We start from the raw sequence: 23,577 nt of genomic DNA, 5'->3' as shown, positions 1-23,577 counted from the left end.
GATTAGTTGATGCTGAGAACCATCGAAGAACATGTGCGCAAACAGGTCGCGCCCGCCGCCATACGCGCCGAATTCCGCCAACACGAATACGAGGCCATGCGCCGCTTCTGCCAGCTGATCTTCTGCGTCAGCATTGCCATCTGGCTGATCTTCGACCTGATTGTCAGCTACCTGGGCAATCAGGACTTCACCTGGCTATCCGGGTTGTTCCTCGCCGTGATGGGCAGCCTGACGGTGATCCTTGGCTTCACCCGTAAAAGCCACCACTTCGATGTGCTCAACCTGCTGTTCATCGCAGTCATCACCCTTGGCATGCGCCTGGTCATCGATGGCATCCCGATCGCCCTGCGCCCGGTATGGCTGGTACTGGGTACATCCACCGTGCTGTACAGCGCCTCGGTACTGCCGGTACGGCGCTGGTCATTCTTCTGCGCCATGGCGATCACCTGGGCAATGCTCAACCCCTTCTATGGCACCAACATCGACCTCGACGACCTGGAAGCCGCGATGCTGCTGAGCTATGCGGTGTTTCTCAGTGGCCTGGTGATCTACAGCTACCTGCGCATCCGCCAGGCCAAGCTGCACAACTTCTACATGTCCAAAGTGCTGCTCGACCAGGCTTACATCGATGTGCTCACCGACATCCCAAACCGCCGCTCGTTCATGGCCAAGGCGCAACGGCAACTGCAATCGGCCAAGCCCGGCCAGTACCTGGCGATGATCGACATCGACAACTTCAAGAAGGTGAACGATCTGTACGGCCATGACATCGGCGACGAGGTACTCAAGCGCGTGGCCACCCATATCAAGAGCTCGATGGGTCCCTTCGAGTACGCCAGGCTCGGCGGCGAAGAGTTCGCCATTTTCTTCCAGGGCCTGGACCAACATGGCGCCGAGCAGCAGGTCGACAAGCTCTGCCAGAGGGTGCGAGAAGATCTCGGCGCGCACCCGGTCACCATCAGCATAGGGCTCGCCCAAGTGATGGACGGCGACACCTTGACCAGGGCCCTGATCAAAGCGGACCAGGCGTTGTACGAAGCCAAGCACACCGGCAAGGACCGCTTCGTGTTATGGACCGAGCGGCTGGCGGGGCCGGTGTGAGGTTCAAACCATGGCGCGGTAGTCAGGCCCCGTCGTGTTCGCGTAGGAAATCCAACATGCGCTGCGCGTCGCTGACGTCCAGCTTGCCCGGTGCATCAACCTCGATGCGTCGAACCACCAGGTTATCGGCCAGCAAGGCATAGCGCTGCGAACGGCGGCCCATTCCCCGGGCCGAGCTGTCCTGGGCGAGCCCCAAGGCATCGGTGAAGGCGCAGTTGCCGTCCGCGATCATGGCCACCTCGCCTTGCACCGGGAAGGTCTTGCCCCAGGCGTTCATCACGAAGGCATCGTTCACCGCCACACAGAGGATTTCGTCCACGCCCTGGGCAAACAGCTCCGGGGCTGCCGCCAGGTATCCGGGCACATGGCGCTGCGAACAGGTTGGAGTGAACGCACCAGGCAAGCCGAAGATCACCACCCGTTTGCCTGCGCAGCGCGCGTGCAGCGAAAACGCCTGCGGGCCTATTGGACAGGCATTGTGCCCCTCGCTGTACTCATGGAGGGTCGCTTCAGGCAGCAGATCACCGGTTTTGATCATGGGGGGCTCCAAAGGCTGAACATGTGGAATGCTTCGCGTCGGGCGTAGTGTCGCAAGCCTCCGCCCAGGGTGCCAGCATAACGCCTCCCACCTGCGCTAGCCTCGCAAGGTCGCACCACCCTGTAGTCGGCGTTCAATCTGAGGCACGCTCAAACACCACGCCATGCGCACCATTGCGGAGCAGTCACGCGCACCAACCGATTGCAAGTACGCCATTCGCACCCTCCCCGCCAGCGCTCGATCCCCTCTACATCCGCCCTTGCGCCACAACCTGACCAGTTGGCCATGTTTTTGCTTTACCCAGCAGACCTGCCACCGCACACCAACAGCGAGTTGCCCATGCCCACCGCCACTGCACCTTTGCGTCTCGAGTTGCGCGCTATCACCAAGCGCTACCCCGGCACGCTGGCCAACGACCGTGTCGACCTCACCATCAAGCCAGGCGAAATCCATGCCTTGCTGGGTGAAAACGGCGCGGGCAAAAGCACCTTGATGAAGATCATCTACGGCGTCACCGCGCCAGACAGCGGCGAAGTCCTGTGGCAAGGCCAGCCCGTACGGGTGCGCGATCCGGCGCAAGCCCGCGCACTGGGCATTGGCATGGTGTTCCAGCATTTCTCGTTGTTCGAAACCCTGAGCGTGGCCGAGAACATCGCCCTGGCCCTCGGTCGTGAAGCCGGTACGCCGAAGCAGTTGGAGCCGCGCATTCGCGAGGTGTCACAGCGCTACGGCATGGGTCTGGCGCCGGAGCGTCTGGTGCATAGCCTGTCGATTGGCGAGCGTCAGCGGGTGGAAATCGTGCGTTGCCTGATGCAGGACATTCGCCTGTTGATTCTCGACGAGCCCACCTCGGTGCTCACGCCCCAAGAGGTCGATGAGCTGTTCATCACCCTGCGCGCCCTGGCGGCCGAAGGGTGCAGCATTCTGTTCATCAGCCACAAACTGAATGAAGTCCGCGCACTCTGCGACACCGCGACGGTCTTGCGCGGTGGGCGAGTTGCCGGGGCCTGTGTGCCACGCCAGTGCAGCGACTTGCAACTGGCGCGGTTGATGGTCGGCGATGCCGAAGGCCTGGAAGCCAGCTACCCAAAAGTGGATGGCGGACCTGTCCGTTTGCGCGTGGACGACCTCAGTTGGCGCAACGCCGATCCGTTCGGCACCTCGCTAAGCCAAGTGCGGCTGGAAGTGCGTAGCGGTGAAATCGTCGGCATCGCGGGGGTCGCCGGCAACGGGCAGGATGAACTGCTGGCGCTGTTGTCCGGCGAAGCCCGTCTGCCGCGCAGCGAACGCGAACGCCTCACCCTCGACCAACAGCCAATGGCTCACCTGCATCCGGACGAACGTCGCCGCCTGGGCATGGCCATTGTCCCAGCCGAGCGCCTGGGCCACGGCGCGGTGCCTGACATGAGCCTTGCCGACAACGCCTTGCTGTCCTCCTTCCACCAAGAGCTGGTAGAGCACGGCATGGTCCGCCGCAACCGCGTGCAGGCCTTGGCCCAGCGCATCGTCCAGCGCTTCGGGGTCAAGACCCCGGACATCCATACCCCTGCACGCAGCCTGTCCGGCGGCAACCTGCAGAAGTTCATCCTCGGCCGTGAAGTGCTGCAGCAACCCAAGCTACTGGTCGCGGCACACCCTACCTGGGGCGTGGACGTCGGCGCGGCGGCCACCATTCACCGCGAGCTGATCGCCCTGCGCGATGCCGGTGCGTCGATTCTGGTGATCTCCGAAGACCTCGACGAGCTGTTCCAGATCAGCGACCGTCTCGGTGCCTTGTGCGGTGGCCGCCTGTCGCCGCTCAAGGCTACCGCGCAGACCACCCTGACCGAAGTCGGCCGCTGGATGGCCGGACAATTCGATAACCCAGCTGCAGCCTGAAGAGAAACCCATGCTATTGACCCTCGAACCTCGTCTGCAGCAATCGCGTCGCCACCTGCTGCTCTCACCGCTGCTGGCCGGCCTGCTGACACTGCTCAGCGGCGCCCTGTTGTTCGCCGCTCTCGGCCACGACCCACTGGCGGCCTTCCACACCTTGCTCATCGAACCGGTGCAGGACCTGTATGGCTTGAGCGAGCTGCTGATCAAGGCCATCCCCATCCTGTTGTGCGCCCTGGGCCTGTCGGTGGCCTATCAGGCGCGCATCTGGAACATCGGCGCCGAAGGCCAGCTACTGATCGGCGCCCTGGCCGGCAGTGCACTGGCAGTGAACATCATCGACTGGACCTCGCCGTGGGCATTGGCGCTGGTGATCACGACCGGCGTGCTGGCTGGGGCAGCCTGGGCCGCAATGGCTGCATGGCTGCGTACGCACTTCAACGCCAACGAGATCCTCACCACCATCATGCTGAACTACATAGCCTTGAACCTGCTGTTGTACTTCGTGCACGGCCCACTGAAGGACCCCGACGGCTACAGCTTCCCGCAGTCGGCCATGTTCGGCGAGGCCAGTCGGCTGCCGACGCTGTTCGAGGATGTGCGCCTGCACGCCGGGGTCTACCTGGTACTGCTGGCCGCCGTCGCGGTGTGGGTGCTGCTATCACGCAGTTTCATGGGCTTTCAGGTACGGGTTCTGGGGCTGGACAGCCGGGCCGCCGGGCTGATGGGCTTTCGCGAAAAGCGCCTGGTCTGGCTGGCCCTGCTGATCAGCGGCGCGCTCGCAGGCCTGGCCGGGGTCTGCGAGGTGACCGGCCCCATCGGCCAACTGGTACCGCAAGTTTCGCCAGGCTATGGCTACGCGGCAATCACCGTGGCCTTCCTTGGCCGCCTCAACCCGCTGGGCATCGTGATCGCGGGCCTGCTCATGGCCCTTCTCTACCTTGGCGGCGAAAACGCCCAGATGGCCCTGAACCTGCCGCAATCGCTGACCGAGCTGTTCCAGGGAATGATGCTGTTCTTCCTGCTGGCCTGCGACCTGCTGATTCTCTACCGCGTGCGCCTGGGCCGCTGGCTGCGGCCGGTAGCCTCGAACAACACCGCGCAAGCCACCGCCTGATCGGAGTGACCATGGATCTCGACCTTGTCAGTAACATCCTTTATGCCATGGTGCGCTGCGGCACCCCGCTGCTGCTGGTAGCCCTTGGCGAGCTGGTGTGCGAGAAAACCGGCGTACTCAACCTCGGACAGGAGGGCATGATGCTGTTCGGCGCGGTGATCGGCTTCATCGTCGCCTTTTCCACCGGCAGCCTGTGGCTGGGCGTACTGCTGGCCTGCCTGGCCGGTATGCTGCTGGCCGCGCTGTTCGCGCTGGTGGCCCTGGGCTGCCAGGCCAACCAGGTAGCCACCGGCCTTGCATTGACCATCTTCGGCATTGGCCTTTCCGCGTTCGTCGGTTCGGCTTGGGTCGGCAAGCCGCTGACGGGCTTCGAGCCGGTGGCCATCCCTGTGCTCAGCGCTATCCCCCTGATTGGTCACATGGTGTTCAATCAGGATGTGCTGGTGTACCTGTCGTTCACGCTGTTCGGGGTTATCGCCTGGGTGCTGCTCAACACCCGGCTGGGCCTGATTCTGCAAGCTGTCGGCGAGAACCCGAACGCCGCCAGTGCCATGGGCTTGCCGGTGTTGCGGGTGCGCACCCTGGCGGTGCTGTTCGGCGGTGCCATGGCCGGCATGGCCGGTGCCTACCTGTCGCTGGCCTACACGCCCATGTGGGCAGAGAACATGAGTGCCGGCCGCGGCTGGATCGCCCTGGCCCTGGTGGTATTCGCCAGCTGGCGGGTCTGGCGAGTGCTGCTTGGGGCGTACCTGTTCGGCCTGGCCAGCATCCTTCATCTGGTGGCCCAAGGCGTCGGCATCAGTGTGCCTTCGAACCTGCTGGCGATGCTGCCTTATGTGGCGACCATCGTGGTGCTGGTGCTGCTGTCGCGTGATGCACGACGTACCCGACTGTACGCGCCAGTGTCGCTCGGCCAGCCCTGGCGTGCGGGGCACTGAGCGCACCCGTTTCAGGCGGCGCAGACTCGTCATGCACCTTTTTTGACCTTGCCGACAGCTTTCTGCCCGACGCGCCCCTGCGATTCGCGCGGGGACGCGGAAAGTTCTCGGCTTGTTGTCCTCTTGGTCAATTTTTTGCAACACGCCGAATGCCAACTTCGGCCCAATAGAACAATACGACAGACACGGAGCCCCAACCCTATGTCCATCCCTTCCCTGAAAAGCCTGGTACGCGGTGTCGCTGCCGCCCTTGGCCTGGCCGCTACTCTCGGCGCCCAGGCTGCCGACCCGCTCAAGGTCGGTTTCGTCTACATCGGCCCCATTGGCGACCACGGCTGGACCTACCAGCACGAACAAGGCCGCCAGGCACTGATTAAGCAGTTCGGCGACAAGGTGCAGACCAGCTATGTCGAGAACGTAGCCGAGGGCGCCGACGCGGAGCGGGTGATCCGCAACATGGCCAAGGGCGGCTACAACCTGGTGTTCACCACCTCGTTCGGCTACATGAACCCCACCATCAAGGTCGCCAAGCAATTCCCCAAGGTCACGTTCGAGCACGCCACCGGCTACAAGCAGGACAAGAACGTCGGCACTTACCTCTCGACGTCGTACCAGGGTCGCTACGTCGCCGGTTTCCTCGCCGCCAAGATGACCAAGACCAGGAAGATCGGCTATATCGCCTCGTTCCCGATTCCTGAAGTCATTCGCGACATCAACGCGATCCAGTTGGCCCTGGACAAGTACAACCCCGGTACCGAGATCAAGGTGGTCTGGGTCAACTCGTGGTTCGACCCAGGCAAAGAAGCCGATGCCGCGAACGCCCTGATCGACCAAGGCGTTGACGTGGTGTTCCAGCACACCGACAGCCCAGCACCGATCCAGACCGCCGAACGCCGTGGCGTTTACTCGATTGGCTACGCCTCGGACATGGCCCACTTCGGGCCGAAGGCGGTGCTGACCTCCATCGTCAACAACTGGGGCCCGCACTATATCCGCAGCACCCAGGCAGTGATGGATGGCGACTGGAAGCCCGAGGACTACTGGGGCGGCCTGGCCGAAGGCACCATCGAGTTGCCGATCAGCGACCTGGTGCCTGCCGATGTGAGAGCAGAAGCCGAGCAGATCATCGCCGGTATCAAGAGCGGCGCCTTCCACCCCTTCACCGGCCCGATCATGGACCAGAAAGGCGAGGTACGGATTCCCGCTGGCGCAGTGGCCAGCAATGCCGAGTTGGCGGGCATGAACTACTACGTCAAGGGCATCACCGCCAACCTGCCGCAGTGACCGACGCAACACGCGCCGTCCCTTTCCATCGTGAAAGAACCGCGCACCAGGGCGCCCAAGCGGCGCCCTTTCCGCTGCCCTGGGTACGAGAAGACTCGCAGCACCTAACCCCCGGAGCCACCATGAACACGCTGCCCATCATCGACATCGCCCCGCTGTACAGCAATGACCGCAACGCCTGGATGGACGTTGCCCGGCAGATCGACCACGCCTGCCGAGCGTGGGGCTTTTACTACATCAAGGGCCACCCCATTGCACCTTCGCGCATCGCCGAGCTAAAGGCCGCTGCAGTCGACTTCTTCGCCCGTCCCGATGAGCAAAAACTGCAAATCGACATCACCCGGTCCACCCACCACCGTGGTTACGGCGCCATCGCCACCGAGCAGCTGGACCCCACCAAGCCCAGCGACCTCAAGGAAACCTTCGACATGGGCTTGCACCTGCCCGCCGACCACCCCGACGTGCTAGCGGGCAAACCGCTGCGTGGGCCCAATCGCCACCCGGACATCCCGGGCTGGGAAGCCCTGGTGCAATGCCACTACCAGGATATGCATGCGCTGTCGCTGACCCTGTTGCGTGCCATGGCCCTGGCCTTGGGCATCGAGGACGATTTCTTCGACCGACGCTTCGCCGACCCGATCAGCGTGTTCCGCATGATCCACTACCCTCCGCGCCAGGCCGCTACCCGTGCCGAACAACAAGGTGCCGGCGCGCATACCGACTACGGCTGCGTGACCCTGCTGTATCAGGACGACATTGGCGGCCTGCAGGTGCAGGATGTGCGTGGCCAGTGGGTCGACGCACCGCCGATCGAAGGCACCTATGTGGTCAACATCGGCGACATGATGGCGCGCTGGAGCAATGACCGTTACAAATCAACGCCCCACCGGGTGATCAGCCCCGTGGGCGTGGATCGTTACGCCATGCCGTTTTTCGCAGAGCCGCACCCGGACACCGAGATCAGTTGCCTGCCCGGCTGCCAAAGTGAGCACAACCCTGCCAAGTACCCGCCGATTTCCTGTAGCGACTACATGCTTTCGCGCTTTGCCGAAACCTACGCCTATCGCCGCGAACCGACCGAGGCCTGAAACCCAGGGTGCCCAGGCCAACGCTTAGGCACCCCTGACGTCCACCTAGGAATCGCAGAGCACCGTTCCGAGCATGGCTCCGGGGCACGGGATGATCCTCACCAAAGGTTGTGCTCGTCGCCACGCGAACGCGCTCGCAGCCCCTGCAACTGGGGCAGCTCGATGCGCACCATCAACCCCCTGTCATCGGCTGCCTGGGCACTGATACTGCCGTGGTGCAGTTCGATGGCCCGGCGCGCAATGGCCAAGCCCAGACCAAAGCCGTCACCGCCGTTGTCAGCCCCCGGGTCGAACGGCTGGAAGATGCTCTCCAGTCGTGTTGGGGCAACCCCTGGCCCATGATCACTGATGCTGACCTGTAGCCGTTCACCGTCGGCCAACAGGCTTGCCTCTACCCGCACCTCGGTGCCTGGTGCCGTGTACCGCACCGCATTGCGGATAACGTTTTCGAAGGCCCGGTACAACAGCTCTTCATGTCCGACCGTGATAAATGGTTGCGGTGCCACCAGCAGCACCTGGCACTGCTTGATACCCGCCTCGAAACGCGCGTCCTCTACGATCTGCGCCAGCAGCTCCACTGCGTCCAGCGCCTCGTAAATGCCGCTGTCGTGGGGGGACTGGGCACGCGCCAGGGTCAACAGCTGCTCGATCAGGTCGTCCATTCGCCGTGACTCGCGCTCGATGCGTGCAATCATCTCGCGCCGGTCCGGTTGTTGGCGCATCAGGCCGATGGCCGCATTCAGGCGCGTGAGCGGTGAGCGAAGTTCATGGGAAATATCGTGCAGCAGGTGCTGTTGCGCTTCCACCAGCGTCTTCAGTTGGCCGGCCATGCGGTCGCAGTCTTCGGCCAGATCGACGATCTCGTCGCGGCGTCGCCCGAGGCGCGGCCGAACCCGCACTTCGAAGCGGCCTTGGGCGACCTGCCCCATCGCTTCGCGCAGCCAAGCCAACGGCCGGGTCAGGTACAAGCTGCACAGCAGGGCGAACAGGGCACTCATCAGGGTCCCGGTGACCAAAGGGCCCAGCCCGCGTGGCGGTGGCCCTTGGCCGGAGACACTGGGCACCGAGGCGCGCAACAGCAGCAAGCGACCATCACGGTCAAGCACCGACTGCTCGAACCGCACCACCTGCACCGGCTTGCCAGCCAGCAATCGGCCCTGGGCATCGTACAGGCCAATCTGTACGTCAGGCGGCTGTGGCGAAACCTCCAGCAGTTGGCGCCCAGCCTGCTCGCCAAATCGCTGCAGCAAGTGCAGTTCGGTGCCAAGCAATGTTCTCAGCGCTGGGTTGTCGCCGCGCAGCTCGTCGAGCATGAAGGCGCCTGCACCGACCAGGAAAGTCAGGCAGTTGGCCAGCCAGAACGCCAGAAACAGCTTCCAGAACAGACGCCGACGCATCATTCGGCGATCAGCATGTAGCCCATGCCCCGCACGCTACGAATCCAGCTGCTGCCGTCAGGCCGCGGGCCCAGTTTGTGGCGGATACTGCTGACGTGTACGTCGATACGCCGGTCATACCGGGTCAACGGGCGGCCCAGGGCATCCAGCGACAGGTTCTGCTTGCTGACCAACTGACCAGCCTGGCGCGTCAGCACCTCCAGAAGGCTGAACTCGGTGCCGGTCAGCTCAAGGTTACGCCCCTCCCACAGCGCCTGCCGACGACTCGGCCAGAGGGTCAAGGCGCCGCTGCTGATGGCATCGGGAATAGCGTTATCGCCAATCAACTGTGGCTGCACCCGGCGCAGGATCGCCCGCAGCCGCGCCACCAACTCGCCCGGCGAGCTGGGCTTGGGCACGTAGTCATCGGCGCCCAGTTCCAGCCCGGCAATGCGGTCGATGTTGTCACCACGAGCGGTGAGCAACAACACCGGAACCTGGCTGCGTGCACGGATGCGGCGCAGTACCTCGATGCCCGAGAAGTCCGGCAGCATCACATCGAGCACCACCATATGAAAACGCCCGCTCAGGGCCAGTGCCTCACCCTCCGCGCCGGTGGCACTGCAGGTGGCGCAAAACCCCTCGCGGGCCAGGTACTGAGCAAGCATATCGGTCAATTCACGGTCGTCATCGACCAACAGCACGGGGATCATCAAGGTTACGCTTCGGCAGGTTCTACTGGGCGCCATGATCCCTGCACGGGCGCTTACTGTCACCGCCAGGCCAGCAAACTTTACACATCTTTACCCTTGGTTAACCGCGCCGAACACACCCCACCCGTATGCTCATCGCCCGCTGGCCTGGCTGGCCCCGCCCTTTGAATACGCCTGTGTGGAACCCACCCATGAATTACCCGCGCCTGATGTTGTCGATCCTGCTGCTCCACGCCTCCCTGGCCCAAGCGCAAGCCTTCAAGATCGCTGACATCCGCGTCAACGGCCTGCAGCGGGTGTCCGCCGGCAGCGTCTTTGGCGCCTTGCCCCTGAACGTGGGCGATCAGGCCGATGACCGACGCCTGGTGGAATCCACCCGCTCGCTGTTCAAGACCGGTTTCTTCCAGGACATCCAGCTGAACCGCGACGGCAATGTCCTGATCATCAACGTGGTCGAGCGCCCCTCGGTGTCGAGCATCGAGATCGAAGGCAACAAGGCGATCAGCACCGAAGACCTGATGAAGGGCCTGAAGCAGTCGGGCCTGGCCGAAGGCGAGATCTTCCAGCGAGCCACCCTCGAAGGCGTGCGTAACGAACTGCAGCGCCAGTACGTGGCCCAGGGCCGCTACTCGGCCGAGGTCGACGCCGAGGTGGTGCCGCAGCCGCGCAACCGTGTGGCGTTGAAGATCAAGATCAACGAAGGCACCGTGGCGGCCATCCAGCACATCAACATCGTCGGCAACACCGTGTTCGACGATGAAGCGCTGGCGCAGCTGTTCGAGCTCAAGACCACCCACTGGCTGTCGTTCTTCAAGAACGACGACAAGTATGCCCGCGAGAAGCTCTCCGGTGACTTGGAACGCCTGCGTTCCTACTACCTGGACCGCGGCTACATCAACATGGACATCGCCTCCACCCAGGTGTCCATCACCCCGGACAAGAAGCACGTCTACATCACGGTCAACGTCAACGAGGGCGAGAAGTACACCGTCCGTGACGTGAAGCTGTCGGGTGACCTGAAGGTGCCGGAAGACCAGGTCAAGTCGCTGCTGCTGGTGCAGCCGGGCCAGGTGTTCTCGCGCAAGGTCATGACCACCACCTCCGACCTGATCACCCGCCGCCTGGGTAACGAGGGCTACACTTTCGCCAACGTCAACGGCGTGCCTCAGCCGCACGACGAAGACCACACCGTGGACATCATGTTCGTGGTCGACCCGGGCAAGCGTGCCTACGTCAACCGCATCAACTACCGCGGCAACACCAAGACCGAAGACGAAGTGCTGCGTCGCGAGATGCGCCAAATGGAAGGTGGCTGGGCGTCGACCTACCTGATCGACCAGTCCAAGACCCGCCTGGAACGTCTGGGCTTCTTCAAGGAAGTCAACGTCGAGACCCCACCGGTGCCGGGCACCGATGACCAGGTCGACGTCAACTACAGCGTCGAGGAACAGGCCTCCGGCTCGATCACCGCCAGCGTTGGTTTCGCCCAGAGCGCCGGCCTGATCCTGGGAGGCTCGAGCAGCCAGACCAACTTCCTGGGTACCGGTAACAAGGTGTCCATCGGCCTGACCCGTTCGGAATACCAGACCAAGTACAACTTCGCCTTCACCGACCCCTATTTCACCAAGGACGGTGTCAGCCTGGGTTACAACGTCTTCTACAGCACCACCGACTACAGCGATTACTACGACGATGGCGTGTCGTACTACGCCATCAACAGCTATGGTGCTGGCGTCAGTTTCGGCTACCCGATCAATGAGACATCACGCCTGACCTTCGGCCTGACCCTGCAACACGACGATATCAACCCAGGCACCTACAGCGCCGACGAGATCTACGACTTCATCCAGCGCGAAGGCGACAGTTTCAATAACCTCAAGGCATCGGTCGGCTGGTCCGAGTCGACCCTGAACAAAGGCGTGCTGGCGACTCGCGGTCACTCCCAGGGTCTGACGTTCATGGCCACCACCCCCGGCAGCGACCTGTCGTTCTACAAACTCGAATACGACGGTCAGACTTACCTGCCCATGACCCAGAGCACATCGCTTCGCCTGCACACCAACCTGGGCTACGGCAACGGCTACGGCTCGACCGACAGCCTGCCCTTCTATGAGAATTACACCGCCGGAGGCCTGAATTCGGTACGCGGATTCAAGAGCGGCACCCTCGGCCCGCGCAACACGCCCGCGACCGGCAACTACGCCAGCGCCGGTCAGGCGTACTACTCCGACCGCGACACCGATGCCCTGGGCGGCAACATCCTCATTACCGGAGGCGCCGAAGTGCTCTTTCCCCTGCCCTTCGTCAAGGACCAGCGGCAGTTGCGCAGCTCGGTGTTCGTCGATGCAGGCAACGTGTTTGCCGACACCTGTTATCTGTCAACCACCCAGGGCTGCGGGGGCGTGAGTCTCGATCAGATGGCGCTGTCGGTGGGGCTGGGCTTCACTTGGTATAGCCCCCTGGGCCCGCTGAGCTTCAGCCTGGCCGCACCGATCAAGAAGCCAGAGGGGGCGCAAACCGAAATGTTCCAATTCTCCTTGGGGCAGACATTCTGATGATTACTCGGTTTTACCCCCGCTTAACCCAAGTTGACAGTGACCTTGCCTATGCTGGAAACCCTTCACGCCAAGCAGGTCAACCCATGACTCCATTCAACGTCTGCGCGCTGGCCACAGCGCTGCACAGCGAAGCGCCAATCGCCGTGCTCGACCTGGTGCAACGGCGACTGGCCGAGATGGTCGGGCCGCACTACACGGTGGTGCTGTGTGGCAGCGGTGAAGGTGGGGGAATCAGCCACTACCATCTGGCCATCCAACACGGTCGCAGCGGCGTTTCACTGGAGCACAGCGGCGTCGTCGAACCTGGTTTCATCGAGCAACTGCTGACGCTGGGCCAGCGAACCCGCGCGATGATCGAGTCCCCCGCATTCGAACGCATGCTCAGTGACGACCCGGCGCGGCCACTGACCTGGATCAGCGACGACGCCTGAGCGCATGTCTTCCCTCCGGCAACCTTAAATCGCCTGTAGCCGCTGCGAACCTCGCAATCTGGCGTGCCAGCCCTGCAGCGACACTGCCAAGGCTGCCAACCCAGCCGGTATCAGCAAGGCGGCGAAGACCTGGCTGAAGCTCCAACCCACGGCCAACATCTGCGCACCGGCGAAGGCGCTGAGAATCGCCCCCAACCGGCCGATACCACTCATCCAGCTGGCCCCAGTGGCCCGCGCCTCGGTCGGGTAGAAGCCCGCGGCCAACGCATTCATGCCTACACTGGCGCCGTTCAGGCCAAAGCCCACGGCCCAGGCAATGGCGCACAGCCAGGCGAAATGCCCGGCCACCTGGCCGATGGCGAAGATCACCGCGCCGCTGAACAGGAACGTCAGCATCAGCACTCGCTGCGGATGCCAGCGATCCATCGCCCAGCCCACCGTGATGGCGCCCAGCGGGCCGCCGATCTGGAAGCAAGCGGTGACGATGGCCGCTTCGGACACCGAAAAACCCCCTCCCTCCTTCACCAGCGTCGGCAACCAACCGCTGAACAGGTAGACCAGAAACAGAGCCAGCACGTAACCCACCCACAGCATCATCGTACCGAAGCGGTAGCGAGAGGACAGGATGGTGCCTATGGCCCCACCCTTGACGGATGCGCATGCGGGCAGTACGAAGCTGCTGTCGGGGCCGCAGTGTCCAGGTGCCAGGCGCCTGACAATGGCGCGGATTCGTTGTGGGTCGCCCCCTTTGCTGACCAGGAAGGTCACGGATTCCGGAAGACGCAGCCACAGCAAAGGCAGCACCAGCAGCGGTAACACGCCGCCCAGCGCCAGTACGCTGCGCCAGCCTAGATTGGGAATCATCCAGGCACTGACGAAGCCGCCCATGGCCGCACCGAGAGAGAAGCCGCAGAATGCCAGGGTAATCAGCAACGAGCGACTGCGCGCCGGTGCGTACTCGCTGACCAATGTGCTGGCATTGGGCATCGCCGCGCCTAGGCCCAGGCCAGTCAGGAAACGCAGGGCTACCAGGGTTTCCAAGTTGGGGGAAAAGGCCGAGGCAAGGGTCCACAGGCCAAAGAGCAGGACACTGCCCAAGAGCACAGCCTTGCGCCCGTAACGGTCGGCCAGCGGGCCGGCCACCAGAGCGCCAAGGGCCAGGCCGATCAGTGCTGCGCTGAGCACCGGGCCGAGGGCTTGAGGGCCCAGCTGCCATTCGCTTTTCAGTTGCGGGGCGATGAAGCCGATTATGGCGACGTCCAGTCCGTCCAGAGCGATGATCAGGAAGCCGAGGAAGACCACCCATTTCTGGTAGCGGCCGATGGGTTGCTGGTCGATCAACTGGCGAATATCGATAGGGTCGGGAGTTCGCATTGCCTTACCTCTTTTTGTTGTTATCGAGGGCATTGGGCCATAGGTTTTTTTCGGCGGCGCCGGGCCGGTTCCTACAGGCGACTTGCCAGGGCCTTGAATTGCACGGGCTTGATGATTCGCGTCTCCTGGGCCATCACGAGGTCGCGGGTGGCATGCAGATACGCGGCGAAGTCCGGATCGGCGTCGCGGGCCGCGCTGCGGCGTTCGAGGTCATCGAGGCTGTCGTAGCCCCACAGGTGGACGACCTGGTTCAATGTGCCGATGCTGCTCACATAGAACGCCAGCGGCGGGCCCAGGTGACGCAGCAGAATCGGCATCGCCAACTGGTCGAATGCCGCCAGGAAAGCAGGCATGCACCGAGGCCGGATGGTGTAGATGCGGTGGTCGACAATCGCCTTGTCCATCACGCCACCTCCTGTGCCGGGCCAGCCGCGGCCAGTCCTTGGTCGATACCCGCCAGGTGGCGGCCGGTGATGTAACCAAAGGTCATGATCGGCCCCAGGGTGATGCCAGCGCCGGGGTAGTTGCCGCCCATGATGCTGGCTCGGTCGTTACCCACCGCATACAGCCCGGCTATGGCGCGCTGGTCGGCACCGAGTACTTCGCCGACCACACTGGTGCGCAGGCCATCGAAGGTGCCGAGGTCGCCCATCACCACTTTCACCGCAAAGTAGGGCCCGTCGCCGACGGGTGCGACACAAGGATTGGGCTGCTGCTGCGGATCGGCCAAGTAGCGGTTGAAACTGGTGCTGCCCCGGCCGAACTGGCGGTCCTCACCGTGTACGGCGCCAAGGTTGTACTCGCGAACCGTGCGCTCCAACCCCCGTGCATCGATACCAGCCTTGCACGCCAGCTCGGCAAGGCTGTTGCCCTTGAGCAAGTAGCCATTGCGCAACAAGGGGCCCAGCGGCATGGGGGCGGGTTTGGCGTAACCGAGTCCGTACTTGGCCAGCGTACGGCGGTCACAGACCAGCCACATGGCGGTTTCGGCCTGGTCGGCGCATGCCTCGATCAAGGCCGCGCCCACATCGTGGTAGGAATTGGACTCGTTGGTGAAGCGCTGGCCAGAACGCAAGACACCAATCACCCCCGGCTTGTAACGGTCAAGCAGGTGCGGGAAAGCAACATGGCGTCCGGCGCCCATCGGGACTTTCGATACCGGCATCCAGGCAGCCGCTGCTTGCAAGCGCATATCCACCCGGGCGCCCAGCGCCTCGGCCATGCGCGCGCCATCGCCGGTATTGCCCGCTGGCACAGGCGAAAAGTGCTCGCCGCCCCGGCGCACGTGGGGATATGCCTGGCCGATGCGTTGCAGGTCGTGGGAAAAACCGCCACACGCAAGCACCACGCCACGCCGGGCCTCGATGCGCAACTCGCCCGCCCCCTGACGGGCCAAGGCCCCGCTGACCCGCCCGCCTTCGCGCAGCAACTGCCTGGCCGGGCTGCCCGTGAGGATCGGAATACCCAAGTCAAGCGCTGACTTCACCAAACGCGCCGCCAGGGCGTTGCCACTGGTCACCTGGGTGCCACGGCGGTACAGCGCCAGCTCCTTGAGGTGGGTCAACAGCCGTTTGGCCACATAGAAGAACGAGTTCAGCGAACGGGTAACGTTGAAGAAATGCTTGAGGTCGGCGTTCGACGAATTGAACATCATGCCGATGAAGGTAATGGTCTTGAGTGGCGGGCGCAGTCGTGCCATGTCGGCACCCAGCTCGCGGATGTCATAGGGTGCGGCAAGTATCGAGCGGCCCACATCGACTCCGCCTTCGACCAGCGGGTGGTAGTCGGGGTACAACGTCGGGACGAACTTGACCGCGGTCTCGCGTTCGAAAAACTCCACCATTTGCGATCCGTAACGCAGGAAAGCTTCGACTTCGGCCCGCTCGAAGCAGGCTCCGGCTTCGTTTCGCAGGTAGCTCAGCGCCGCGTCATGACTATCGCGCTTGCCGGTCAATGGGTTGCCCGGTATCCACAGCACCCCGCCGGAAAAGGCCGTGGTGCCACCAAAGCAGTCGTCTTTCTCGATCACCAGTACGTCCAGCCCATGCTGCTTGGCAGTGATGGCCGTGGCCAGGCCGCCAGCACCTGCACCGATGACCAGCACATCACATGTGAGCGTGTTCATGGACGTACCCCCTCGAAGCCTGGGCGCGGGATGAGCGCCATGGGCATGCTCTCCAGCCCGCCGTCAACGGTCAGTTCGGCACCATTGATGTAGTCGGCTCGCGGGCTTGCCAGAAACAGCACGGCTTCGACGATGTCCTGCGGCTCGCCGATGCGTTGGTTGGCGGTCATCGCGCTGCGCTGGCGTTCGATTTGCGGGTCGGCATAGAACGCCGCCGACAGCGGCGTGCGGATCAACCCAGGGCATACGGTGTTGCTGCGCACGCCACACGGTCCCCATTCCACGGCGATCTGCCGCGAGAGCATGCTGACCCCGGCCTTGGCCGCACTGTAGGCACCGCTGTTGGGCTGCGGAAAATGGGCGGCAATCGACGCCACGTGCACGATGCGCCCCTGCCTGCGGGCAAGCATCGCCTGGCCGAAGGCCTGCGCGCACAGCAGATAACCGCTGAGATTCACCGCCAACACCTGGTTCCATTGCTCCAGGGTCAGGGTCTGCAGCGCGCCAGGCCGCAGCACACTGGCGTTGTTGACCAACACATCGCAGCGCCCGTGCATGGCTTGCACCTGGGCCGCGGCCTGCTCGACGCTGGCCGGGTCGGCAATGTCGCATGCCAAGGCGCTCACTTCACCCACGCTGTGCTCACCCAAGGTTGCGGCCAGCGCCCGGCACTTGTCTCGATCGCGGTCGAGCAGTACCACATGGGCCTGCTGCTCGACCAGGGCGCCAGCCAGCGCCGCACCGATGCCTCCGGCCGCGCCGGTGACCACGCAGACGGCCCCGTCCAGACCCAACCAGTGGGAGGAAATCTTGTTGTTATGCATGCCGCTCTCCAGAGTGTTACTTGATCTGGTCGTCAGCCTAGGGCCGAGGCCCCGCCCGGCAGAATGGACAAAACCTGCAAGCAACCCCACATTCCCGACAATTTTGTCCATGCCCCCTGAAGCTCGCGTGCGGCTGTGGCAGAGTGATCGAGTAACGACCAGAACAATTACAACAACCATGAACAAGATCCCGAATTACGCCCTCTACGGCGAGACCGCACAGCCGGTGTGGCATGAGTCCCTGCATGTGGAGTCGATCTCCAAGCGTTCCGGCGCGCACAACTGGGAAATAGCCGCGCACCGTCACGACGGGCTCCTGCAATTGCTCTACCTGCAAAGCGGCAGTGGCGAGGTGCTGTTCGACAGTGAACTCGTGCAGGTGCACGCGCCGTGCGTGGTCTATGTGCCGGCGCAGGTGGTGCATGGTTTCCATTGGGCCGGCCAGGTCGAGGGCCAGGTCATCACTGCCGCGCAGCATCCCCTGGAGAGCATTGCCCAGCTGCTGGCGCCCACCTTGCTGGCACAGATACGTAAACCGCAGGTGCTCGCCCTGCCGCTATGGCGCGGGGAGGAAGACCCGCTGCTACCGCTGTGCCGGGCCTTGAGCGAGGAGTACCACAACCGCGCCCGCGAACATGTGGCAAGTAGCATGTCATTGCTGTTGGCGTTGCTGATCCAGGCGCTGCGACACGCCCATCACGCACCCGACGAAGCACGCCGCCCACCTTCAAGGCGTAGCCAGCAGTTGACCGGGTTCCGTGAACTGGTGGACATGCATTACCGTGCGCACCCGCCACTGGCCTTCTATGCCGGCGAACTGGGCATGACCCTGGCGACCCTTGGGCGGCTGTGCCAGGAGCACTTGGGCATGACGCCAATGAACGTAGTCAATGCGCGGCTAGTGCTGGAGGCCAAACGTGCATTGAGCCACTCGGACGCCTGCGTGAAGGAGATCGCCCATGAACTGGGCTTCGCCGATGTGGGCTATTTCAGTCGGTTCTTTCGCAAACAGTGCGGAGTGAGCCCGAGTACCTTTCGGGCCAACAAGGCCACGTAATTGCGTCTGTCTCGGGTTTGCGCGCGTGTTCAAGATGCCAGGGCGTTTGTGGAGGGACAGCTGTTTGGCTGTGAACAGACGGCAAGGGCCGCTGCGCGGCCCTATCGCGACACAAGGCCGCCCCCACACCGATCTGGCTAGGCGTTGGAGACTGTTGGAGACTGCGTTCACACCGCCAGCGCCTGCTGCACCTCGCCAACGGTGCTCGCCAGGCTGTTCAGGTGCAGGCTCAGCACACGCTCCACCGGGGCCTGGTCCAGCGGCCAGTGCAAGGCGATGCTGCCCGCCAGCCGCCCATCGGCATGCACTGGCAAGGCAATCGCGCGGATCAGGAACGGCAATCGCACCGGGTACTCCCAGAATCCTTCGGTACGTTGCCCAAAACCGTTATGGGCATCTTCTTCCAGGTTACGCATGACCGCTTCATCCCCCAGCCGCTCATCGGCCGCCAGGCGCTGGACCTCTTCACGCCCAAGTTCGCCCAGGCATGCCCGACCCATCGCCGAATGGAACAGGCTGGCGTAGTGCCCGACGATCTGGCAGTTGTTCGGGTAACGCTTGCGCAGCACCTGGGGTATCGCGCTTTCCATGACCTCCAGGCGCTGGCCATCGAAACAGGACAGGTCGACCACCAACCCGGTGCGCTCGCTCAGTTCCTGCAACAAGGGCGCCGCACGCTCGACCAACTGGCGCTTGAAACGCAGCTGGCGGTCGCCGAACAGGCGCCGGGCACACAGCCGGTAACGCCGGTCGCTCAGGCCTCGATACACCCATCCCTGCTCCTGCAAGGTCGACAGCATCCGCGACACCGTCGCCTTGGGCAGCGTCGTCAGGTAATGCAGCTCCTCCAGCCCAAGCGCCTGGTGCTCGCCAAGCAATTCGACGATCGCCAGCGCACGCTCCACCGAACGTACGCCACCGGTGTCTGCCGTGCTGCCCATGGGTATGACCTCCCTGTCTGTGCGTGGATGGTCAGAATGCCCAGCAAGATACGGGCCTGCCAAGGGCTGTCACGGTGCCAGCAGTGATGGCGGCGGACACCGTTCGACCCAATGGGTGAGTTGCTCATGGGCGTGGGCCAGTTGCAGCACGGCATGGTCGGCCTGCGCCGGGCCGATGATCTGCAAGCCCATCGGCAAACCTTGGGGATTGAAGCCGACCGGCACGCTGATGCTGGGAAGGCCCGCCAGGGTCGGGCCGATCACCACCTCCATCCACCGGTGATAGGTGTCCATCGTCCGCCCGCCGACCACCTTAGGCCAAGCCTCGCGGGCCTCGAATGGAAACACTTGCGCCGCGGGCAACAGCAAGAAGTCGTAACGTTCGAACAGGCGGCCCATGGCGTGATACCACGCGCTGCGGTCGACCGAAGCCTGGTATATCCGTGCCCCGCTCAAGTGCAGCCCACCCTCCACTTCCCACTGCGCCTCGGGTTTGAGCAGTGCCCGCTTGCCGGGGTCGGCATAGGCAGCGCCGAGGTTGCCGTGCACCAGGAAATGGCGATGGGTGAGCCAGCATTGCCATAAACGTTCCAAGGCGAAGTCCGGTTGGCATGCCTCGACGTGACAACCCAGCTCGGCAAAATCCGCCAATGCCGTTTCGCACAGCCCCATCACCCCGTCCTCCATGGGCAGGTAGCCGTTGTAATCGCCCAGCCAACCCACCCGAACACCCTTGAAGTCGCGCTGCAGACCCTGGGCGAATTCACCAGGCGATGCATTCAACGACAACGGCACTCGAGGGTCGTAACCGGCCTGTACCGACAACAACCGCGCTACGTCCGTTACGCTACGCCCCATCGGCCCTTCGGTCGCCAGTTGCTGCATGAAGACCTCTGGTGCCGGGCCGTGGGGCACGCGGCCTTGGGAGGGGCGCAGGCCATAGACGTTGTTGAACGCTGCCGGGTTGCGCAACGACCCCATCATGTCGCTACCGTCGGCCACCGGCAGCAGGCGCAGGGCCAGCGCCGCCGCTGCCCCGCCACTGCTGCCGCCGGCCACCCGGCTTGGATCGTAGGCGTTGGTGGTGGTGCCAAACAGCGTGTTGTAGGTCTGCGAACCCAGGCCAAACTCCGGCACGTTGCTCTTGCCGAGGATGATCGCCCCGTTGGCCCTTACCCGCGCTACGCTGACCGCATCCTGCTGCGGCACCTGCTCGGCAAACAGCGGTGAGCCCATTGTGGTCCGAAGCCCGGCCGTGGCTGCCAAATCCTTGATCGCCTGGGGCATGCCGTGCATCCAGCCGCGCGACCGGCCGCTGGCCAATTCGCGGTCGCAGGCATCGGCCTCGGCCAGCACCGCCTCAGCCGGGCGCAGCGACACCAGCGCATTCACGTGCGGGTTGAAGCGCTCGATGTGGCCGAGGTAAGCCTGCATCACCTCACGGCACGATACCCGACGCCCATGGATCGCCTGGGACAGGGCTTCGGCATCGAGGGCGACGATAGGGTCGATAGCTAACGGCATCACGGTTTCACTCCAAGGTTGAACGCTGCAGACCTGCCCCCACGCGGTGCTTCCTTCAGGCAATAGGTGCCCAGCAGGGTCAGCAGGCAGGCAAACAGTACGTAGAACGACGGCGCCACGGGGGTACCCAGCACCTTGCTCAGCCACGTCACGATCAGCGGAGCAAAGCCGCCGAACACCATCACCGCGACGTTATAGGCCACCGACACCCCGGTGGAGCGCACCTCCACCGGAAACTGCTCGGCCAGTGCAGTGGGCGCAGGCCCGAAGAAGCCGCCAATGGCAGAGCACAGCAGCAGTTGCATCAGTAACAGCCGTTCGATCGACGGCGCCGCCGCCACCCACACATACAGCGGGTACACCATCACGAAGAACGCCAAAGTGAAGGCCATCAGCACCGGCCTGCGGCCCAAACGGTCCGACAGCGCACCCGACAACGGAATGACCACGGTCATCAGCCCCACCGCGAGCATCTGCACCAGCAGCACCTGGTCCAGCGGCAGGCCCAAATTCTTGTGAGCGAAGGTCGGCATGTTCACCAGCACCACGTAGAACGACACCGTCGCGCCACTGGCCAGGCCCATGGACACCAACAGGCTGCGACGGTGTTCACGCAGCACCCGCCACAGGCTCGGCGCCTGCCCCTTGGCCTGCTTGCGTGCCTCGATAAACTCCTCCGGCTCCTCCATGTGCTTGCGAATCCACAGCCCCACCGGCCCGATCAGCAAGCCGAGCACGAACGGAATCCGCCAGCCCCAGCTGTCCAGCGCCTCGGGGGTGCAGAGGTGGGTGACCAGCGCCACCATCGCCGCGCCTGAGAACACCGCCAGGCATTGCCCTACCAGCTGCCACGAGCCGTACAGGCCCTTGCGATGGGCGGGGGCACTCTCGACCAGGAACGCTGTGGCGCTGGCGTATTCACCCCCAGTAGCGAAGCCCTGGAGCATCCGCGCCACCACGATCAGCAGCGGCGCACCCATGCCGATGGCGAGGTAGTTGGGGGCAAAGGCGATCATGGCGATGGATACCGTCATCAGGCGGATGATCAACTGCATCGCCGCCTTGCGCCCCTTGCGGTCAGAGTAGATCCCCAACAGCACGCCACCGACAGGGCGCATGAAAAAGCCTACGCCGAAGGTGGCCAGGGCCATCAGCAACGAGGCGTATTCGTCGTCCGAAGGAAAGAACTGCCGGGCGATGATGCTCGCCAGAAAGCCGTAAACGATAAAGTCATACCACTCCAGCGCGTTACCGATGACAGCCGCGACCACCTGCCGGGTACGCGACGCGCCTGTGTTGGAAATCTGCATGGGAACACTCCATCCATCTGTTGGCCAGAAACGGTTCAGAACAGCCCGGACGCACGCGCCCAGGTTCCAGCGGCAGTCGTCAATGAAGTGGTCAGGCAGGCTCGAGCCAGCGCTCGACAAGCGCGCCCCAGTAGGCTGCGCCAGTCAGCAGGATGTCGTCGTTGAAGTCGTAGGCCGGGTTGTGCACCATCGGCCGCTGCAGGCCATTGCCGATGAACAGGTACGCGCCCGGGCAGCGCTGCAGCATCCAGGCGAAGTCCTCGCTGCCCATCAGCTTGCGGGTGTTGCCATCGACCGCCTCGGCGCCGAGCAGCTCCACCCCTACCTGCTGGGCGAAGGCGTTTTCCGCGGCATGGTTGACCAGCACCGGGTAGGCCGGGCGATGCTCGATACTGACGCGGCAACCGTAGCTTTCGGCCTGGCTGATGATGATCGCCCGCACTCGCTCGAGCATCAGTGCGCGCACCTGGGCATCGAGCGCACGCAGGCTCAGGCGCAGCAGGGCCTGCTGCGGGATCACATTGGCCGCTTCCCCCGCCTGCAAGGCGCCGACGGTCACCACGGCCGCTTCCTGGGCGTCGATGTTGCGTGCCACCACTGTCTGCAACGCCATCACCACACTGGCGGCGGCCACCAGTGGGTCGACCGTCAGGTGCGGCATCGAACCATGGCCACCGACGCCTTCGATGATGACCGTGAGCAGGTCCTGCGACGCCATCATCGGCCCTTCGCGAAAACCCAATTGCCCTGCGGGCAGCCCGGGCATGTTGTGCATGCCGAACAGCGCATCGCAGGGGAAGCGCTCCAGCAGCCCATCGGCCAGCATTGCCTCGGCCCCTCCCTGGCCCTCCTCGGCAGGCTGGAAGATCAGCGTCAGGGTGCCATCGAACTGACGCGTCGCTGCCAAGTAGCGCGCGGCCCCCAGCAGCATGGCGGTGTGCCCGTCGTGACCGCAGGCGTGCATGCAGCCCTGGTGTCGGCTGCTGTAGGCCGCGCCCGTGGCCTCGACGATCGGCAGCGCGTCCATGTCCGCGCGCAACCCAAGCGTGCGCGCGCTGCTGCCGTTGCGCAGTACACCAACCACTCCGGTTTTGCCGATGCCGGTGTGTACCTGGTATCCCCAGTCCTTGAGCAACCGGGCGACCAGTGCCGAGGTGCGGTCTTCTTCGAAACCCAGTTCGGGATGGGCGTGGATGTCGTGGCGGATGGCATGCAGGTCACTGGCCACATCGTCGAGCCAGGCCAGGATGTGTTGATGTCGGGACATGTGAAATCTCCTCGCGCGGGTGGGTTCCCGTTCTTGTTGTTCGCTTCGAGATCACGACAGGTAAGGCAGGTCGTGCTTGGCGACAGATAAACGCGTGTAGTGCGCAAGCACAATCGAATGTGGTTCCGAGGAGTGG

At 63.8% G+C, this 23,577-nt stretch carries 20 protein-coding genes; 9 read left to right on the top strand and 11 right to left on the bottom strand.

Going from position 1 to position 23,577, the window contains the following annotated elements:
• The first annotated feature begins 9 nt into the window (after positions 1-9).
• Positions 10-1,101: a GGDEF domain-containing protein gene (locus tag P3R38_RS11830; protein ID WP_023380447.1), complete on the top strand. Its 1,092-nt coding sequence runs from the start codon at positions 10-12 to the stop codon at positions 1,099-1,101.
• A 22-nt stretch (positions 1,102-1,123) separates the two neighbouring features.
• On the opposite strand, the gene P3R38_RS11825 is transcribed toward P3R38_RS11830, so the two are convergent.
• The gene (locus P3R38_RS11825) at positions 1,124-1,639 is read right to left on the bottom strand and encodes a peroxiredoxin (protein WP_023380446.1); all 516 of its coding nucleotides are present in this window, start codon (positions 1,637-1,639) and stop codon (positions 1,124-1,126) included.
• A gap of 333 nt (positions 1,640-1,972) precedes the next feature.
• Here P3R38_RS11825 and P3R38_RS11820 point away from each other — a divergent pair, with 333 nt between their 5' ends.
• The 5 genes from P3R38_RS11820 to P3R38_RS11800 all read left to right on the top strand — a co-directional run bounded on the left by P3R38_RS11820 (position 1,973) and on the right by P3R38_RS11800 (position 7,941).
• A complete protein-coding gene (locus P3R38_RS11820; RefSeq protein ID WP_177429869.1) occupies positions 1,973-3,517 on the top strand; it encodes an ABC transporter ATP-binding protein in 1,545 nt (514 codons plus the stop codon).
• Between the two features lie 10 nt (positions 3,518-3,527).
• Complete coding sequence (locus P3R38_RS11815; protein ID WP_104883972.1) at positions 3,528-4,631, top strand: ABC transporter permease; 1,104 nt, start codon at positions 3,528-3,530, stop codon at positions 4,629-4,631.
• Between the two features lie 11 nt (positions 4,632-4,642).
• Positions 4,643-5,569, top strand: coding sequence for an ABC transporter permease (locus P3R38_RS11810; RefSeq protein WP_023380443.1), 927 nt, complete (start codon positions 4,643-4,645; stop codon positions 5,567-5,569).
• Positions 5,570-5,770: 201 nt separating this feature from the next.
• The gene (locus P3R38_RS11805) at positions 5,771-6,853 is read left to right on the top strand and encodes a BMP family ABC transporter substrate-binding protein (protein WP_023380442.1); all 1,083 of its coding nucleotides are present in this window, start codon (positions 5,771-5,773) and stop codon (positions 6,851-6,853) included.
• Between the two features lie 122 nt (positions 6,854-6,975).
• Entirely contained in the window at positions 6,976-7,941 is a 966-nt protein-coding gene (locus P3R38_RS11800) for a 2-oxoglutarate and iron-dependent oxygenase domain-containing protein (protein WP_023380441.1), read from the top strand.
• Positions 7,942-8,039: 98 nt separating this feature from the next.
• On the opposite strand, the gene P3R38_RS11795 is transcribed toward P3R38_RS11800, so the two are convergent.
• Both P3R38_RS11795 and P3R38_RS11790 read right to left on the bottom strand, forming a co-directional pair.
• Entirely contained in the window at positions 8,040-9,341 is a 1,302-nt protein-coding gene (locus P3R38_RS11795) for an ATP-binding protein (protein ID WP_277687168.1), read from the bottom strand.
• Positions 9,338-10,030: a response regulator transcription factor gene (locus tag P3R38_RS11790; RefSeq protein WP_023380439.1), complete on the bottom strand. Its 693-nt coding sequence runs from the start codon at positions 10,028-10,030 to the stop codon at positions 9,338-9,340. The genes P3R38_RS11795 and P3R38_RS11790 overlap by 4 nt, the downstream gene beginning before the upstream one ends.
• Positions 10,031-10,221: 191 nt before the next feature.
• Between P3R38_RS11790 and bamA the strand changes: the two genes are divergently transcribed.
• Complete coding sequence (gene bamA / locus P3R38_RS11785) at positions 10,222-12,585, top strand: outer membrane protein assembly factor BamA (RefSeq protein WP_277687167.1); 2,364 nt, start codon at positions 10,222-10,224, stop codon at positions 12,583-12,585.
• Positions 12,586-12,671: 86 nt separating this feature from the next.
• The gene (locus P3R38_RS11780) at positions 12,672-13,019 is read left to right on the top strand and encodes a hypothetical protein (RefSeq protein ID WP_023380437.1); all 348 of its coding nucleotides are present in this window, start codon (positions 12,672-12,674) and stop codon (positions 13,017-13,019) included.
• 24 nt (positions 13,020-13,043) lie between these two features.
• Here the strand turns inward: P3R38_RS11780 and P3R38_RS11775 are convergent, their stop codons facing one another.
• The 4 genes from P3R38_RS11775 to P3R38_RS11760 form a co-directional block, all read right to left on the bottom strand.
• A complete protein-coding gene (locus P3R38_RS11775; RefSeq protein ID WP_277687166.1) occupies positions 13,044-14,393 on the bottom strand; it encodes an aromatic acid/H+ symport family MFS transporter in 1,350 nt (449 codons plus the stop codon).
• Positions 14,394-14,464: 71 nt separating this feature from the next.
• On the bottom strand, positions 14,465-14,797 hold the full coding sequence (locus P3R38_RS11770; RefSeq protein ID WP_023380435.1) for an NIPSNAP family protein: 333 nt from the start codon (positions 14,795-14,797) through the stop codon (positions 14,465-14,467).
• On the bottom strand, positions 14,797-16,518 hold the full coding sequence (locus P3R38_RS11765) for an FAD-dependent oxidoreductase (protein ID WP_277687165.1): 1,722 nt from the start codon (positions 16,516-16,518) through the stop codon (positions 14,797-14,799). Before P3R38_RS11765 ends, P3R38_RS11770 begins: the two co-directional genes overlap by 1 nt.
• Complete coding sequence (locus P3R38_RS11760; protein ID WP_104881817.1) at positions 16,515-17,342, bottom strand: SDR family oxidoreductase; 828 nt, start codon at positions 17,340-17,342, stop codon at positions 16,515-16,517. Before P3R38_RS11760 ends, P3R38_RS11765 begins: the two co-directional genes overlap by 4 nt.
• A gap of 178 nt (positions 17,343-17,520) precedes the next feature.
• Between P3R38_RS11760 and P3R38_RS11755 the strand changes: the two genes are divergently transcribed.
• Entirely contained in the window at positions 17,521-18,399 is an 879-nt protein-coding gene (locus P3R38_RS11755; protein WP_027907780.1) for a helix-turn-helix domain-containing protein, read from the top strand.
• Between the two features lie 167 nt (positions 18,400-18,566).
• Here the strand turns inward: P3R38_RS11755 and P3R38_RS11750 are convergent, their stop codons facing one another.
• From P3R38_RS11750 to P3R38_RS11735, 4 genes are all read right to left on the bottom strand, one after another.
• Positions 18,567-19,340: a helix-turn-helix domain-containing protein gene (locus tag P3R38_RS11750; RefSeq protein ID WP_023380431.1), complete on the bottom strand. Its 774-nt coding sequence runs from the start codon at positions 19,338-19,340 to the stop codon at positions 18,567-18,569.
• 69 nt (positions 19,341-19,409) lie between these two features.
• Complete coding sequence (locus P3R38_RS11745) at positions 19,410-20,867, bottom strand: amidase (protein ID WP_027907778.1); 1,458 nt, start codon at positions 20,865-20,867, stop codon at positions 19,410-19,412.
• Positions 20,864-22,174 carry a citrate-proton symporter gene (locus P3R38_RS11740; RefSeq protein WP_104881819.1) on the bottom strand — a complete coding sequence of 437 codons (1,311 nt, stop codon included), beginning with the start codon at positions 22,172-22,174 and terminating at the stop codon, positions 20,864-20,866. Before P3R38_RS11740 ends, P3R38_RS11745 begins: the two co-directional genes overlap by 4 nt.
• Before the next feature lie 91 nt (positions 22,175-22,265).
• Positions 22,266-23,441, bottom strand: a complete 1,176-nt coding sequence (locus P3R38_RS11735) for a M20 aminoacylase family protein (protein ID WP_023380428.1) — start codon at positions 23,439-23,441, stop codon at positions 22,266-22,268.
• Between the last annotated feature and the right edge of the window lie 136 nt (positions 23,442-23,577).

The organism is Pseudomonas sp. NyZ480 (assembly GCF_029537255.1).
Lineage (GTDB): Bacteria > Pseudomonadota > Gammaproteobacteria > Pseudomonadales > Pseudomonadaceae > Aquipseudomonas > Aquipseudomonas taiwanensis.
The sequence above is the reverse complement of the archived record's forward strand: the minus strand, read 5'-3'. Positions and strand labels throughout refer to the sequence as shown.